The sequence below is a fragment of the Ciceribacter ferrooxidans genome, from assembly GCF_004137355.1.
GTDB classification, from domain to species: Bacteria; Pseudomonadota; Alphaproteobacteria; order Rhizobiales; family Rhizobiaceae; genus Allorhizobium; species Allorhizobium ferrooxidans.
On sequence record NZ_SDVB01000238.1, the window covers coordinates 536,748 to 550,733 of the forward strand.

Here is a 13,986-nt window from a genome sequence, read left to right on the forward strand (position 1 = left end):
CTGGGGTTTCGGAAAGGGCTCTTATGCTGATCTGGCTTGTGGAACTGGAAGACCACCTGCAATTTTTCAATCTCTTCCGGTATATCACGTTCCGCACCGGTGCTGCCTTGTTCACCTCGGCACTGATCGTCTTCCTGTTCGGGCCGGCGATGATCGCCTCGCTCCGTATCCGTCAGGGTAGGGGCCAGCCGATCCGCGCCGACGGACCGCAGACCCATTTCAAGAAGGCGGGTACGCCGACGATGGGCGGCCTGATGATTCTCGCCGGCATCGTCGTGTCCTCGCTGCTCTGGGCCGATCTTTCGAGCGTCTACGTCGTCTCGACGCTGCTCGTCACCCTCGGTTTCGGCGCGATCGGCTTCTACGACGATTACCTGAAGGTGACGAAGCAGACGGAGAAGGGCTTTTCCGGCAAGGCGCGCCTCGGCATCGAATTCGTCATCGCCGGCATTGCCGTCTACTTCATGATGAACACGGCGCTGACCTCCGGCCCGCAGGGTTCGACCCTCGGTTCGTCGGTCGCCTTTCCGTTCTTGAAGGACTTCCTGATCGACCTCGGCATCTTCTTCGTGCTCTTCGGCGGCTTCGTCATCGTCGCCGCCGGGAACGCCGTCAACCTGACGGACGGCCTCGACGGGCTGGCGATCGTGCCGGTGATGATCGCCGCCGCATCCTTCGGCATCATCGCCTATCTGACCGGTAACGCGGTCTTCTCGAACTACCTGCAGATCAATTTCGTGCCGGGCACCGGCGAGCTCGCCGTCGTCCTCGGTGCCGTCATCGGCGCCGGCTTAGGCTTCCTGTGGTTCAACGCCCCGCCGGCGGCGATCTTCATGGGCGATACCGGTTCGCTCGCCCTCGGCGGCCTCATCGGCACCGTCGCCGTCGCCACCAAGCACGAGATCGTCATGGCGATCATCGGCGGCCTCTTCGTCATGGAGACGCTGTCGGTCATCATTCAGGTCGGCTACTTCAAGATGACCGGCCGGCGCGTCTTCCTGATGGCGCCGATCCACCATCACTTCGAGAAACTCGGCTGGACCGAGAGCCAGGTGGTGATCCGCTTCTGGATCATCGCCGTCGGGCTCGCCATGCTCGGCCTCTCGACCCTCAAACTCCGGTGAGGGGACGATGATCCCGGTCACCACATTCAGGGGCAGGAAGGTCGCACTCTTCGGGCTCGGCGGGTCGGGGCTCGCGACCGCGAAGGCGCTGATTGCCGGCGGGGCCGAGGTTCTCGCCTGGGACGACAATCCCGACAGCGTGGCGAAGGCTGGCGCAGAAGGCGTTGCGACGCAGGACCTGCACGATGCCGACTGGGGGGCGTTCGCCGCCTTCGTGCTGTCGCCTGGCGTGCCGCTCACCCATCCGAAACCGCACTGGACGGTCGGGCTGGCGCGCGCCGCGAGCGTCGAGGTGATCGGCGACGTCGAGCTCTTCGTGCGTGAGCGCAGGGCCCACTCGCCGGATTGCCCGTTCATCGCCATCACGGGCACCAACGGCAAGTCGACGACCACGGCGCTGATCGCCCATATCCTTTCGGCGAGCGGCAGGGACACCCAGCTCGGCGGCAATATCGGCCGGGCGGTGCTGACCCTCGACCCGCCGAAGGCCGGACGCTATTTCGTCATCGAGTGCTCGTCCTACCAGATCGACCTTGCGCCCACGATCGACCCGACCGCGGGCATCCTGCTCAACGTCACGCCGGACCATCTCGACCGGCACGGCACGATCCAGCACTATGCCGACGTCAAGGAGCGTCTCGTCGCCGGCAGCGATACGGCGGTGATCGGCGTCGACGACAGCTACTCGGAGCTGATCGCCGATAGGATCGAACGCGCCGGGACCAGGGTCGTGCGTATTTCGAAGCGGCAGCCGCTTGCCGACGGCTTTTACAACGACGGCCACCGGATCATCGAGGCGCATGGCGGCGCGACCGCGGTCGTCGCCGATCTCAACGGCATCCAGACGCTGCGCGGCAGCCACAACGCCCAGAACGCGGCGGCGGCGATCGCCGCCTGTCTCGCCGTCGGGGTCAGCCCCGAGGAGGTCCGGGCCGGACTCCGCTCGTTTGCCGGACTCAAGCACCGCATGCAACCGGTCGGGCGCCGCGGCGAGGTCGTCTTCGTCAACGACAGCAAGGCGACCAATGCGGAAGCGGCCGCACCTGCGCTTTCGAGCTACGACCGTATCTACTGGATCGCCGGCGGGCTGCCCAAGGAGGGCGGGATCGCGAGTCTTGCGCCGCTCTTTCCGCGCATCGCCAAGACCTACCTGATCGGCGAGGCGGCGTCCGCGTTTGCGGCGACGCTCGGCGAGGCGGTGACTTACGAGATTTCCGGCACGCTCGAACGGGCGGTCGCCCACGCTGCCGCAGACGCTGCGGCGGACGGCCAGCCCGTCGCGGTGATGCTTTCCCCGGCTTGCGCAAGCTTCGACCAGTACAAGAACTTCGAGGTCCGCGGCGACGCCTTCGTTCGCCACGTCGCGGCGCTCGAAGGGATCGAAATGCTGATCGACGCTCCTGAAGGAGGCAACTGACATGGTGAGCCGCGTAGAGAGGGGGCCTGTGGCCGAGTGGTTCTGGACCATAGACCGCCTGTTCCTTGTGACATTCGTCCTGCTGATGGGCATCGGCTTCATGCTCTCCTTCGCGGCCTCGCCGGCGGTTGCCGAGCGCCTCGGTCTCGACAGCTTCCACTTCGTCAAGCGCCATGCGGCCTTCATGCTACCGGCACTCGGCGTGATGTTCGGCCTGTCCTTCCTCACGCCGCGCCAGGTGCGGCGAACCGCGATCGTGATCCTCGCCGTCTCGCTGCTGATGATGGTGCTGGCGCTGTTCTTCGGCATAGAGGTCAAGGGCGCGCGGCGCTGGGTGACGCTCGCCGGCATCTCGATCCAGCCGTCGGAGTTCATGAAGCCCGCCTTCGTCGTCGTCTGCGCCTGGCTTTTTGCCGAGCATGCCCGCCAGCCGGAAATCCCCGGCAATTTCTTCGCGATCATCCTCTTCGGCATGGTCGCCGCACTGCTGATCGCCCAGCCCGACCTCGGTCAGACGATCCTCACCTCCGTCGTCTGGGGAGGCATGTTCTTCATGGCCGGCATGCCCTGGCTCTGGATCGTCCTTCTCGGCGGGCTCGGTGGAGCGGGCCTCGTCGGCGCCTACCTGACGCTGCCGCACGTCGCGGGCCGTATCGACCGCTTCCTGACGGGCGAGGGCGACACCTTCCAGGTTGATACCGCACGCGAGGCGATCATCCGCGGCGACTGGTTCGGACAGGGGCCGGGCGAGGGCATGGTCAAGCGGATCATTCCCGACAGCCATACCGACTTCATCTTCTCGGTCGCGGCCGAAGAATTCGGCATCGTCTTCTGCATCGTTCTCGTCTCGATCTTTGCCTTCCTGGTGCTGCGCGGCCTCAACCACGCCTTCAAGGAGCGCAACGACTTCAACCGGTTCGCGGTTGCTGGCCTCGTGCTGCAGATCGGCGTGCAGTCGCTGATCAACATCGGCGTGAACCTAGAACTCCTGCCGGCGAAGGGCATGACGCTGCCGCTCATTTCCTATGGCGGCTCGTCGATGATCGCGATCTGCGTGACGGCGGGCTTCATCCTGGCGCTCACGCGCCGGCGGCCGGAGAAGCGTGCACAGGAGCGGAGCCTGTTCCGCTCGGTCCACGGCGTCCCGGCGGAGTAAATCGTAATGGCAAAAGGCCTTATCCTTCTCGCCGCCGGCGGAACCGGCGGACACCTCTTTCCGGCCGAAGCGCTCAGCCACTCGCTGGTGGACCGCGGCTATACGGTTCATCTCGTCACCGACAACCGGGCCGAACGCTATGCCGGCATGTTCCCCGCCGAGATCATCCACACCGTGCCGTCCGCGACGATCGGCTCCAAGAGCCCGGTCGCGGTGGCCAGAGCGCTCCTGACGCTCTGGCGCGGCTATCGGGCCGCCCGGCGGCTGATCCGGGAGCTGAAGCCGCTCGCCGTCATCGGCTTCGGCGGCTATCCGACCCTGCCGCCGCTGCTGGCGGCGGTCCGTCTCGGCATACCGACGGCGATCCATGAACAGAACGCCGTGATGGGCCGCGCCAACAAGGTGCTCGCAAGCCGCGTGACGGCGATCGCCGGCGGCTTCCTGCCCGAAGGTGGGACCTACGCGAACAAGACGACCGTCACCGGCAATCCGGTGCGGCCGGCGGTGGCCGCCGCGTCGAGCGTCCCCTATGCCCCGTCGCGGGAAGGCCAGCCCTTCCGCCTCGTCGTCTTCGGCGGCAGCCAGGGTGCGCAGTTCTTCTCCACCGCCGTGCCGGATGCCGTCGCACTCCTCGAAGAGGCGCTACGGCACCGGCTCACGGTGACCCAGCAGGCGCGGCCGGAGGATGCCGAGCAGGTAATCGCCCGCTACCGGGCGCTCGGGATCACCGCGGACGTCTCGCCCTTCTTTACCGACATGGCGGCGCGCATTGCCGCCGCCCATCTCGTCGTCTGCCGCTCCGGCGCTTCGACGGTTTCGGAACTCTCGATCATCGGGCGCCCCTCGATCCTCGTGCCCTATCCTTACGCACTCGACCACGACCAGGCGGCCAACGCCGCCGCACTCGCGGCGAACGGCGGCGCCGAGGTCATCCAGCAGAAGGACCTCTCCGTCGAGCGGCTCGCCGGCCTTCTCAGGGCGGCGATGAACGAACCCGAGCGGCTTTCCGGAATGGCAGAGGCGGCGCGGCGATCTGGCATGCCTGATGCATCGAACTTGCTTGCCGATCTCGTAGAGGCTATTGCCGGCAAGACGCGAGCGCATGTGAAGGGAGCCAAATCATGAAAATGCCGACGACAATCGGCCTGGTCCATTTCATCGGCATCGGTGGGATCGGCATGAGCGGTATCGCCGAGGTGCTGCACAATCTCGGCCATCGCGTGCAGGGGTCCGACCAGAGCGACGGGGCCAACGTCCAGCGCCTGCGCGCCAAGGGCATCGAGGTCTTCGTCGGCCACAAGGCGGAGAACCTCGGCGACGCGGAAGTCGTGGTCGTCTCGACGGCGATCAAGAAGGACAATCCGGAACTCGTCGCCGCGCGCGAAAAGCTGCTGCCGGTCGTGCGCCGGGCGGAGATGCTCGCCGAACTCATGCGCTTCCGCAACGCGATCGCCATCGGTGGCACCCACGGCAAGACGACGACGACCTCGATGGTCGGCGCGCTGCTGGAAGCGGGAGGACTCGACCCGACCGTCATCAACGGCGGCATCATCAACGCCTACGGCACCAATGCCCGCATGGGCGAGGGCGAGTGGATGGTGGTCGAGGCCGATGAATCGGACGGCACCTTCCTCAAGCTGCCGGCGGAGGTGGCGATCGTCACCAATATCGATCCCGAGCACCTCGACCACTACGGCAATTTCGACGCGGTGCGCGCGGCCTTCCGCCACTTCGTCGAGAACGTTCCCTTCTACGGCTTCGGCGTGATGTGCCTCGACCATCCGGAAGTGCAGGCGCTGGTTGGCAAGATCGAGGACCGCAAGGTCATCACCTACGGCGCGAACCCGCAGGCCGATGTCCGCTTCTCAAACGTCCGGCTCGAAGGAACGCACTCGACCTTCGACGTCGAGATCCGCCGGCGGCGCACGGGCCGGGTCTTCTCCTTCAAGAATCTGACGCTACCGATGCCCGGCCGTCACAACATCTCGAACGCCTGCGCGGCGATCGCCGTCGCCAACCGGCTCGACATTCCGGAAGAGGCGATCCGCAAGGGGCTTTCGGGCTTTTCTGGCGTCAAGCGCCGATTCACGCTGACCGGGACCTGGAACGGGGTGTCGATCTTCGACGACTACGGGCATCACCCGGTCGAGATCAAGGCCGTGCTCAAGGCAGCACGCGAAGCGTGCAGCGGGCGGGTCATTGCGATCCACCAGCCCCACCGCTATACCCGTCTTTCGAGCCTCTTCGAGGACTTCGCCAACTGCTTCAACGATGCCGACTGCATCATGCTGGCGCCGGTCTATGCGGCGGGCGAGGACCCGATCGAAGGGGTAAACGCCGAGGCGCTGGTCTCGCGTATCAAAGCGAGCGGCCACCGCGACGCGCGGTATCTGCCGGGACCGGAAGGCCTCGCGCCGATCGTCGCGGAACTGGCCAGACCCGGCGACTTCGTCGTGCTCCTCGGAGCGGGCAACATAACCCAGTGGGCTGCCGCCCTGCCCAAGGAACTGGAAGCGATTTCGGAAGGTCGGAAATGAAACAGGTCGATGGAGAAAAGCTGCTGGCCTCGCTTGGGGACGGCGTCAATCAACTGCGCGGGCGTCTGACGCCGGATGCGCCGATGGACCGGGTCACCTGGTTCCAGGCCGGCGGCCTGGCCGAGCTCATGTTCCATCCGCACGACCTCGATGACCTCGTCGCCTTCCTGAAGCTTCTGCCGGAGGAGGTGCCGCTGACCGTGGTCGGCGTCGGTTCCAACCTGCTCGTGCGCGATGGCGGGATTCCGGGCGTGGTGCTGCGGCTCTCCGCCAAGGGCTTCGGCCAGGTGGAGCTTGCCGGCGAGAACCGTATCCGCGCCGGTGCCATCACCCCGGACAAGCACCTCGCCGCAATGGCGATGGACCACAATATCGGTGGTTTCCACTTCTATTACGGCATTCCGGGCAGCATCGGCGGAGCGCTGCGCATGAACGCCGGGGCCAACGGCGGCGACACCTCCCAGCGTCTGGTCGAAGTCGAGGCGGTCGATCGCAAGGGCAATGTCCATGTGCTCTCTGCGGCCGACATGGGCTACAGCTACCGGCATTCCACGGCGCCCGCCGACCTGATCTTCACCAGCGCGGTGTTCGAGGGCTATCCCGAGGAGAAGGCAAAGATCCGCGCCGACATGGATGCCGTGCGCCATCACCGGGAAACGGTACAGCCGGTCAAGGAGAAGACGGGCGGCTCGACCTTCAAGAACCCGGAAGGCCATTCGGCCTGGGAACTCATCGACGAGGCGGGTTGCCGCGGGCTGATGATCGGCGGCGCGCAGATGTCGTCGCTCCACTGCAACTTCATGATCAATATCGGCCACGCGACCGGGTACGATCTCGAGTATCTCGGCGAGACCGTGCGCCAGCGGGTCTTCGAGAATTCCGGCGTCAAGCTGCAGTGGGAGATCAAGCGGCTCGGCATCTTCATGCCCGGACGCGAGATCAAGCCGTTCATGGGTGTGACCGAAGAATAAGCATCCCTGCGGACGAGGGGCGTCGCCCCGGTCATCGCGGGAATCATCGAAGACGGGCGGCGATTCCGCCCGTTTTTTCGTTTCCGGCCCCTCTTGCACGTCGTCGTGGAGCGTCGGAGGCTTGCCGCCGGCGCCTCCCGTTCGTCCGCAAAAATCCATAAAAGAAGATAGATATCAACGTCATAACAAGTTCGTCCGGTGTTCGGCGCTTGAAAAAAATCAGCACCCGAGGCGTGTCGGTTAACGAAAGTAAACGCTTCATTAACCTTAATGTCGTTTTACTCAGACAACGGGTCATGTCTCGCCCAGATGGCGACGGACCTCAACAATGTTCGGTCTTTCTGAGCCGGGGGCGTAAATGAGTGGCAAGCATGTAGCCGTCCTTATGGGTGGTCTTTCTTCGGAGCGGCCGGTGAGCCTGTCTTCCGGGAATGCTTGCGCCGAGGCACTGGAAGGCGAGGGCTACCGCGTCACCAAGATCGACGTCGGTCGCGACATCGGTCAGGTGCTCGCGGAGTTGCGGCCGGATGTGGCGTTCAATGCGCTTCATGGTCCCTTCGGCGAGGACGGCACCATCCAGGGTGTCCTCGAATACCTGCAGATCCCGTATACCCATTCCGGCGTGCTCGCCTCGGCGCTTGCCATGGACAAGGGGCAGGCGAAGATCGTCGCGGCAAATGCCGGCATTCCGGTCGCGGAGGCGCGGGTGATGTCGCGTTTCGACATCGGTTCCGAGCATCCGATCAAGCCACCTTATGTCGTCAAGCCCGTGCGTGAAGGTTCGAGCTTCGGCGTCGTCATCGTCAAGGAGGATCAATCCCATCCGCCGCAGGTGCTGACGTCTTCCGAATGGCGCTACGGCGACCGGGTCATGGTCGAGCACTACGTGGCTGGACGCGAACTCACCTGCGGCGTCATGGGGGACCGGGCGCTCGGTGTCACCGAGATCGTCCCGCAGGGTCACAGCTTCTACGACTATGATTCCAAGTATGTCGCCGGTGGCTCCCGACACGTCTTGCCTGCGGAAATTTCACCGAAAATTTACCAAAAAATACAAGAATTGGCCCTGAAGGCGCATCAGGCGATCGGCTGTCGCGGCGTGAGTCGGTCGGATTTCCGTTACGACGACCGGTTTTCCGAAGACGGCGAGCTCATCTGGCTGGAGATCAATACCCAGCCCGGCATGACCCCGACCTCGCTGGTTCCTGAGATGGCCGCTCACGCCGGCTTCGGCTTTGGTGAATTCGTTCGTTGGATGGTGGAGGAAGCATCGTGCTTGCGCTAGGCGGCAGAAAGCATAAGTCCCGGGCCGGGATTTCGGCTGCGTCGCCGACCGGCGAGGCGGTGGTGCTTCCGCGTCCGCTGCGCCGTGTCGCGCGCTTTGTGATCGGGCTCTGCTCCGGCCGAATCGGCATCCCGCCGTATGTCGGACGCCTCTCCTTCGTCGGCTATTGCTCCTTCGTCGGCATCTACGGTGTCGTCACGGGCGGCCACGGGGCGCAGGTTACGCAATCGCTGACGTCTTTCGCCGGTTTTGCCATCGAGGACGTCAAGGTCGCCGGCAACGAGCAGACCTCGGAAATCGACATCCTGCAGCTTCTCGGGCTCGACGGCACGACGTCGCTGCTCTCGCTCGATATCGATGCTGCCCGCGACCAGCTTTCCAAGCTTCCCTGGGTCGAAAGCGCCGAGGTCCGCAAGGTCTATCCTTCGACCATCGAGGTCGCCCTGCACGAGCGCAAGGCCTACGGAATCTGGCAGCACGGCACGGAACTTTCGCTGATCGAGCGCAATGGCAGCGTCATCGGCCCGCTGCGCGACAACAAGTTCGCGACGCTGCCGCTCTTCGTCGGTCGCGACGCCGAGACGGCGGCTGCCTCCGTCGATCAGGAGTTCGCCAAGTGGCCGCAGATCGCCGGCCGCGTGAAGGCCTTCGTTCGCGTCGCAAGCCGCCGGTGGGATCTTCACCTCGACAACGGCGTGGTCGTGAAGCTTCCCGAGGAGGCTCTCGATGACGCGCTCGCACTGCTCTCCAAGCTCGATGCCGAGCAGCAGGTGCTTGCACGAGACATCGCGGCAATCGACCTGCGGCTTCCCGATCGCACGACGATCCAGCTGACGCCCGAAGCGCAGGCGCGTCGTCAGGTGGTGCTGGAACAGCGAGCCAAGGCCCTCAAGAAGGCGGAGCAGAGCATATGAGCCTTTTCGGTAGTTCCAGTTTCGGTCTGCCGCGCCTGAAGCCCCTTTCGGCGAAGCGGTCGCACGTCGTGTCGGTCCTCGACATCGGCTCGACCAAGGTCGTCTGCATGATCGGCCGGCTGACGCCGCGCAAGGAAAGCTCCGTCCTTCCGGGTCGTACCCACAATGTCGAAATCATCGGCATCGGCCACCAGCGCTCCCGCGGCGTGAAATGTGGCGTGATTGCCGACCTCGATGCTGTCGAGAGCGTCGTCCGCCTTGCCGTCGACGCGGCCGAACGCATGGCCGGCCTCACCGTCGAGAGCCTGATCGTCAACGTCTCCGCCGGACGGCTCACCAGCGACGTCTACACGGCGACCATCGACCTCGGCGGCCAGGAAGTCGAATCGAGCGACCTGAAGAAGGTTCTCGTCGCTGCCGGCCAGCAGTCGCAGCGCCACGACCGCATCGTCCTGCATTCGCTGCCGACGGGCTTCTCGCTCGACGGCGAGCGCGGCATCCGCGATCCGCTCGGCATGTACGGCGACGAGCTCGGCGTCGACATGCACGTCGTCACCGCGGAACGGCCGGCGCTGCGCAATCTCGAACTCTGCGTCAACCGTGCGCATCTCTCGGTCGAAGGCGTGGTCGCGACCCCCTACGCCAGTGGGCTTGCCGCTCTCGTCGATGACGAGGTCGAGCTCGGCTGCGCGGCGATCGACATGGGCGGCGGCATGACGACCATCTCGGTCTTCGCCGAAGGCAAGCTCATCCATACAGACGCGATCGCGATCGGCGGCCATCACGTCACCACCGACCTCGCGCGCGGTCTGTCGACCCGCATCGAGGACGCCGAACGCCTGAAGGTCGTCCACGGCTCGGCGCTCTCAAACAGCACCGACGAACGCGACGTGATCTCCGTTCCGCCGATCGGCGAGGACGATCGCGACCAGCCGACCCAGGTGCCGCGCTCGCTGGTGACGCGAATCATCCGCGCGCGTATCGAGGAAATTCTCGAAATGCTGCGCGACCGGATCCAGCAGTCCGGTTTCAGCCCGGTTGTCGGCAAGCGCGTCGTCCTGACGGGCGGCGCCAGCCAGCTGACCGGCCTTCCGGAAGCCGCCCGCCGCGTGCTCGCACGCAATGTGCGGATCGGCCGACCGATGGGGGTCGCCGGCCTGCCGGTGGCGGCCAAGGGGCCGGCGTTCTCGACCGCGGTCGGTCTCATGATCTACCCGCAGGTCGCGGATCAGGAAACGCATGCGGGGCAGGGCGGGTTGTTCTCGCCCTTCAGCAACGGGAACAGCCGGATCGCCCGTGTCGGGCAATGGCTGAAAGAGAGTTTTTGAGTTTCTGCCTCGCCGTGGCGGCGCAAGGCAAGAAGAGTTGAAGAGATCAGGCCGGCGTGGCGATGCGGCCGGAGAAAGAAGGAACGGGTAACATGACCATTAAGCTGCAGAAGCCAGACATCACCGAGCTGAAGCCTCGGATCACGGTATTCGGGGTCGGTGGCGGTGGCGGCAACGCCGTCAACAACATGATCACCGCCGGCCTCCAGGGCGTCGACTTCGTCGTCGCCAACACCGACGCGCAGGCGCTCACCATGACGAAGGCGGAGCGCATCATCCAGCTCGGCGCCAGCGTCACCGAAGGTCTCGGTGCCGGCTCGCAGCCGGAAGTCGGTCGTGCAGCCGCCGAGGAATGCATCGACGAGATCATCGATCACCTGAACGGCACCCACATGTGCTTCGTCACCGCCGGCATGGGCGGCGGCACCGGCACGGGTGCGGCTCCGGTCGTCGCCCAGGCTGCCCGCAACAAGGGCATCCTCACCGTCGGCGTCGTCACCAAGCCCTTCCATTTCGAAGGTCAGCGCCGCATGCGCCTTGCGGAATCCGGTATCGAGGAACTGCAGAAGTCCGTCGACACCCTGATCGTCATCCCGAACCAGAACCTCTTCCGCATCGCCAACGACAAGACCACCTTCGCCGACGCTTTCGCCATGGCCGACCAGGTGCTCTACTCCGGCGTGGCATGCATCACCGACCTGATGGTCAAGGAAGGCCTGATCAACCTCGACTTCGCCGACGTGCGCTCGGTGATGCGCGAGATGGGCCGCGCGATGATGGGTACCGGCGAAGCCTCCGGCCCGGGCCGCGCGATGCAGGCCGCGGAAGCGGCGATCGCCAACCCGCTGCTCGACGAGACCTCGATGAAGGGTGCACAGGGTCTCCTGATCTCGATCACGGGTGGCCGCGACCTCACGCTCTTCGAAGTCGACGAAGCCGCGACCCGCATCCGCGAGGAAGTCGATCCGGACGCCAACATCATCCTCGGCGCGACCTTCGACGAAGCGCTCGAAGGCCTGATCCGCGTGTCGGTCGTTGCGACCGGCATCGACCGCACCGCTGGTGCCATGGCTCCGAAGACCTACGAAGCACCGGCCGCCCGGCCGATCATGCGCCCGGCCGCGGCTGTCGCTCCGGCTCCGGCGCCGGCTCGCCCTGTCGTCGCTCCGGCTCCGAAGACCGCCGACCCGGTTGCCGAGACCATCCGGTCTGCCGAATCGGAGATGGAGCGTGAACTCGAGATCGCCATGGCCCGCCAGATGGCTCCGGCCCCGGCCGCAGCTCCGGCCCAGCCGGAATTCCGCCCGCAGAGCAAGCTCTTCACCGCACCGGCACCGGCCGCTCCGCAGCAGCCCGTCGTCCGCGAACCGGTTGCCGCTCCGGCTCCGGTCATGAGCCGCCCGGTCGCTCCGGTCGAGGCTGCCCCGGTCCGTGTCGAGGCGGTCGCCCAGCCGGTCCGCCAGACGGTCGAGCAGGTCCGCATGCCGAAGGTCGAGGACTTCCCGCCGGTCGTCCGCGCCGAGATGGATCACCGGGCGAGCGCCGCTCCGGCCCCGCAGGACGAACGTGGCCCGATGGGTCTCCTCAAGCGGATCACGAGCTCGCTCGGCCGTCACCACGAGGAAGAGCCGGTCAACGCCGACATGACGGCCTCCGCTCCGGCCGCCGCCTCGCAGCAGCGCCGTCCGCTTTCTCCGGAAGCGAGCCTCTATGCGCCGCGCCGCGGCCAGCTCGACGACCAGGGCCGCACGGTGCCGCAGACGCGCGTCGCGCATGAGGACGACCAGCTCGAAATCCCGGCCTTCCTGCGTCGCCAGTCGAACTGAGGCTCGTCGCAGAGCGATTTCGGCGCCCGGGTCGCGAGGCCCGGGCGCCTCTGTTTTCCGCACCTGCGAAGGCGCGATGATTGTGCAATGGTTCCAATCGGTTGCCTTCGTTACAATGCGAAAGAAACAGTGATTTGTGCTATCGGGGCGCGCTCCATATGTATGGGGTCGGGACAGGGCTGGATTCGGCATGCAATTCCGATTTCGTGGCCCCCAAACGGATAAGCGGCAGGCGCGTTCGCCAGGCGAAACAGCCATGTCGCAGCAGATAGAGGCACTCTTCTATGGCAATCGGATTGCTGGGTTTTCAGACCACCATCGCGGCACCGGTCACGCTGACCGGGATCGGCGTGCACTCGGGGACCCCTGTAACCATCAGCTTCCTCCCGACCGAGGCCGGCACGGGGATCGTGTTCCATCGCCAGCATGGAAACGGGACGGTGACGGAATTGCGCGCGGTTTCCTCGCAGGTCGGCAATACCGATCTCTGCACCGTGCTCGGGACCTCGCCGGCCACCTCGATCGCGACGGTCGAGCACGTGATGGCGGCGATTTATGCGCTCGGCATCGACAACCTGATCATCGAGGTCGACGGGGCGGAAATGCCGATCATGGACGGCAGCTCGGCGCCGTTCATCGAGGCGATCGACCAGGTCGGCGTCAAGAATCTCGGCGTGAAGCGCCGGTATATCCGCGTCACCAAGCCGGTGCGGATCGAATCGGGCGCATCCTGGGCCGAGTTCCGTCCGCATGACGGCACCCGTTTCGAAGTGGAGATCGATTTCGACAGCCCCCTGATCGGCCGCCAGATGTGGCAGGGCGAGATGACGGCTGCGGCCTTCCGCAACGAGCTGTCGCGTGCCCGCACCTTCGGCTTCATGCGCGATGTCGAGCGGCTGTGGGCCGCCGGCTTCGCGCTCGGTTCGTCGCTCGAAAACTCGGTCGTCATTTCCGACGACAATACCGTCGTCAACATGGAAGGCCTGCGTTATGCCGGCGACGAATTTGTTCGCCACAAGACGCTCGACGCCGTCGGCGACCTTGCCATGGCGGGTGCGCAGTTCATCGGCTGCTACCGGTCCTATCGTGGCGGTCACAAGCTGAACGCCAATGCGCTCAAGGCGCTGCTCGACGACCGCAGCGCCTACGAGGTCGTCGAAGCGCCGGTGCGCAGCCAGCAGGTTCGCGCCCGCGAGTTCGTGGCGGTCAACGTTCCGGAATTCGCGCCCTGGTCCGCCTGACCTCGGACAGATGATGCGAAAGGCCGCCCGTCGAGGCGGCTTTTCTTTTTTCGAAGACGGGGAAGGGACGAACTGCGGCGAAGCCTCTGTGTGCGATCGTCCAAATTCGGGATTTCCTCCGCGGCTTGCCACAAAATTGCGTCAAATCACCATCATTGCGTTGCTCTCCTCACGCTTTTATGGCTAG

11 protein-coding genes are annotated in these 13,986 nt (G+C 65.4%); all 11 read left to right on the forward strand.

The window, feature by feature from the left end; genetic code table 11:
- Nucleotides 1–23: 23 nt before the first annotated feature.
- The 11 genes from mraY (at nucleotide 24) to lpxC (ending at nucleotide 13,799) form a co-directional block, all read left to right on the forward strand.
- Nucleotides 24–1,124 carry a phospho-N-acetylmuramoyl-pentapeptide-transferase gene (mraY, locus tag EUU22_RS13600; RefSeq protein WP_129332514.1) on the forward strand — a complete coding sequence of 367 codons (1,101 nt, stop codon included), beginning with the start codon at nucleotides 24–26 and terminating at the stop codon, nucleotides 1,122–1,124.
- Between the two features lie 7 nt (nucleotides 1,125–1,131).
- Nucleotides 1,132–2,541 (forward strand): UDP-N-acetylmuramoyl-L-alanine--D-glutamate ligase, encoded by a 1,410-nt coding sequence (murD, locus tag EUU22_RS13605; protein ID WP_129332515.1) that lies wholly within the window; start codon nucleotides 1,132–1,134, stop codon nucleotides 2,539–2,541.
- Nucleotide 2,542: 1 nt separating this feature from the next.
- On the forward strand, nucleotides 2,543–3,697 hold the full coding sequence (gene ftsW / locus EUU22_RS13610; RefSeq protein WP_129332516.1) for a putative lipid II flippase FtsW: 1,155 nt from the start codon (nucleotides 2,543–2,545) through the stop codon (nucleotides 3,695–3,697).
- Nucleotides 3,698–3,703: 6 nt separating this feature from the next.
- Nucleotides 3,704–4,822 (forward strand): undecaprenyldiphospho-muramoylpentapeptide beta-N-acetylglucosaminyltransferase, encoded by a 1,119-nt coding sequence (gene murG / locus EUU22_RS13615; RefSeq protein WP_129332517.1) that lies wholly within the window; start codon nucleotides 3,704–3,706, stop codon nucleotides 4,820–4,822.
- Nucleotides 4,819–6,234 carry a UDP-N-acetylmuramate--L-alanine ligase gene (gene murC / locus EUU22_RS13620; protein WP_129332518.1) on the forward strand — a complete coding sequence of 472 codons (1,416 nt, stop codon included), beginning with the start codon at nucleotides 4,819–4,821 and terminating at the stop codon, nucleotides 6,232–6,234. Before murG ends, murC begins: the two co-directional genes overlap by 4 nt.
- Entirely contained in the window at nucleotides 6,231–7,205 is a 975-nt protein-coding gene (gene murB / locus EUU22_RS13625; protein ID WP_129332519.1) for a UDP-N-acetylmuramate dehydrogenase, read from the forward strand. The genes murC and murB overlap by 4 nt, the downstream gene beginning before the upstream one ends.
- Nucleotides 7,206–7,563: 358 nt before the next feature.
- Complete coding sequence (locus EUU22_RS13630; RefSeq protein ID WP_129332520.1) at nucleotides 7,564–8,490, forward strand: D-alanine--D-alanine ligase; 927 nt, start codon at nucleotides 7,564–7,566, stop codon at nucleotides 8,488–8,490.
- A gap of 29 nt (nucleotides 8,491–8,519) precedes the next feature.
- Nucleotides 8,520–9,404, forward strand: a complete 885-nt coding sequence (locus tag EUU22_RS13635; RefSeq protein WP_245485064.1) for a cell division protein FtsQ/DivIB — start codon at nucleotides 8,520–8,522, stop codon at nucleotides 9,402–9,404.
- Entirely contained in the window at nucleotides 9,401–10,732 is a 1,332-nt protein-coding gene (gene ftsA, locus EUU22_RS13640) for a cell division protein FtsA (RefSeq protein WP_129332522.1), read from the forward strand. The genes EUU22_RS13635 and ftsA overlap by 4 nt, the downstream gene beginning before the upstream one ends.
- Before the next feature lie 92 nt (nucleotides 10,733–10,824).
- The gene (ftsZ, locus tag EUU22_RS13645; RefSeq protein WP_129332523.1) at nucleotides 10,825–12,558 is read left to right on the forward strand and encodes a cell division protein FtsZ; all 1,734 of its coding nucleotides are present in this window, start codon (nucleotides 10,825–10,827) and stop codon (nucleotides 12,556–12,558) included.
- Between the two features lie 284 nt (nucleotides 12,559–12,842).
- Nucleotides 12,843–13,799 carry a UDP-3-O-acyl-N-acetylglucosamine deacetylase gene (gene lpxC / locus EUU22_RS13650; protein WP_129332524.1) on the forward strand — a complete coding sequence of 319 codons (957 nt, stop codon included), beginning with the start codon at nucleotides 12,843–12,845 and terminating at the stop codon, nucleotides 13,797–13,799.
- Nucleotides 13,800–13,986 lie beyond the last annotated feature (187 nt).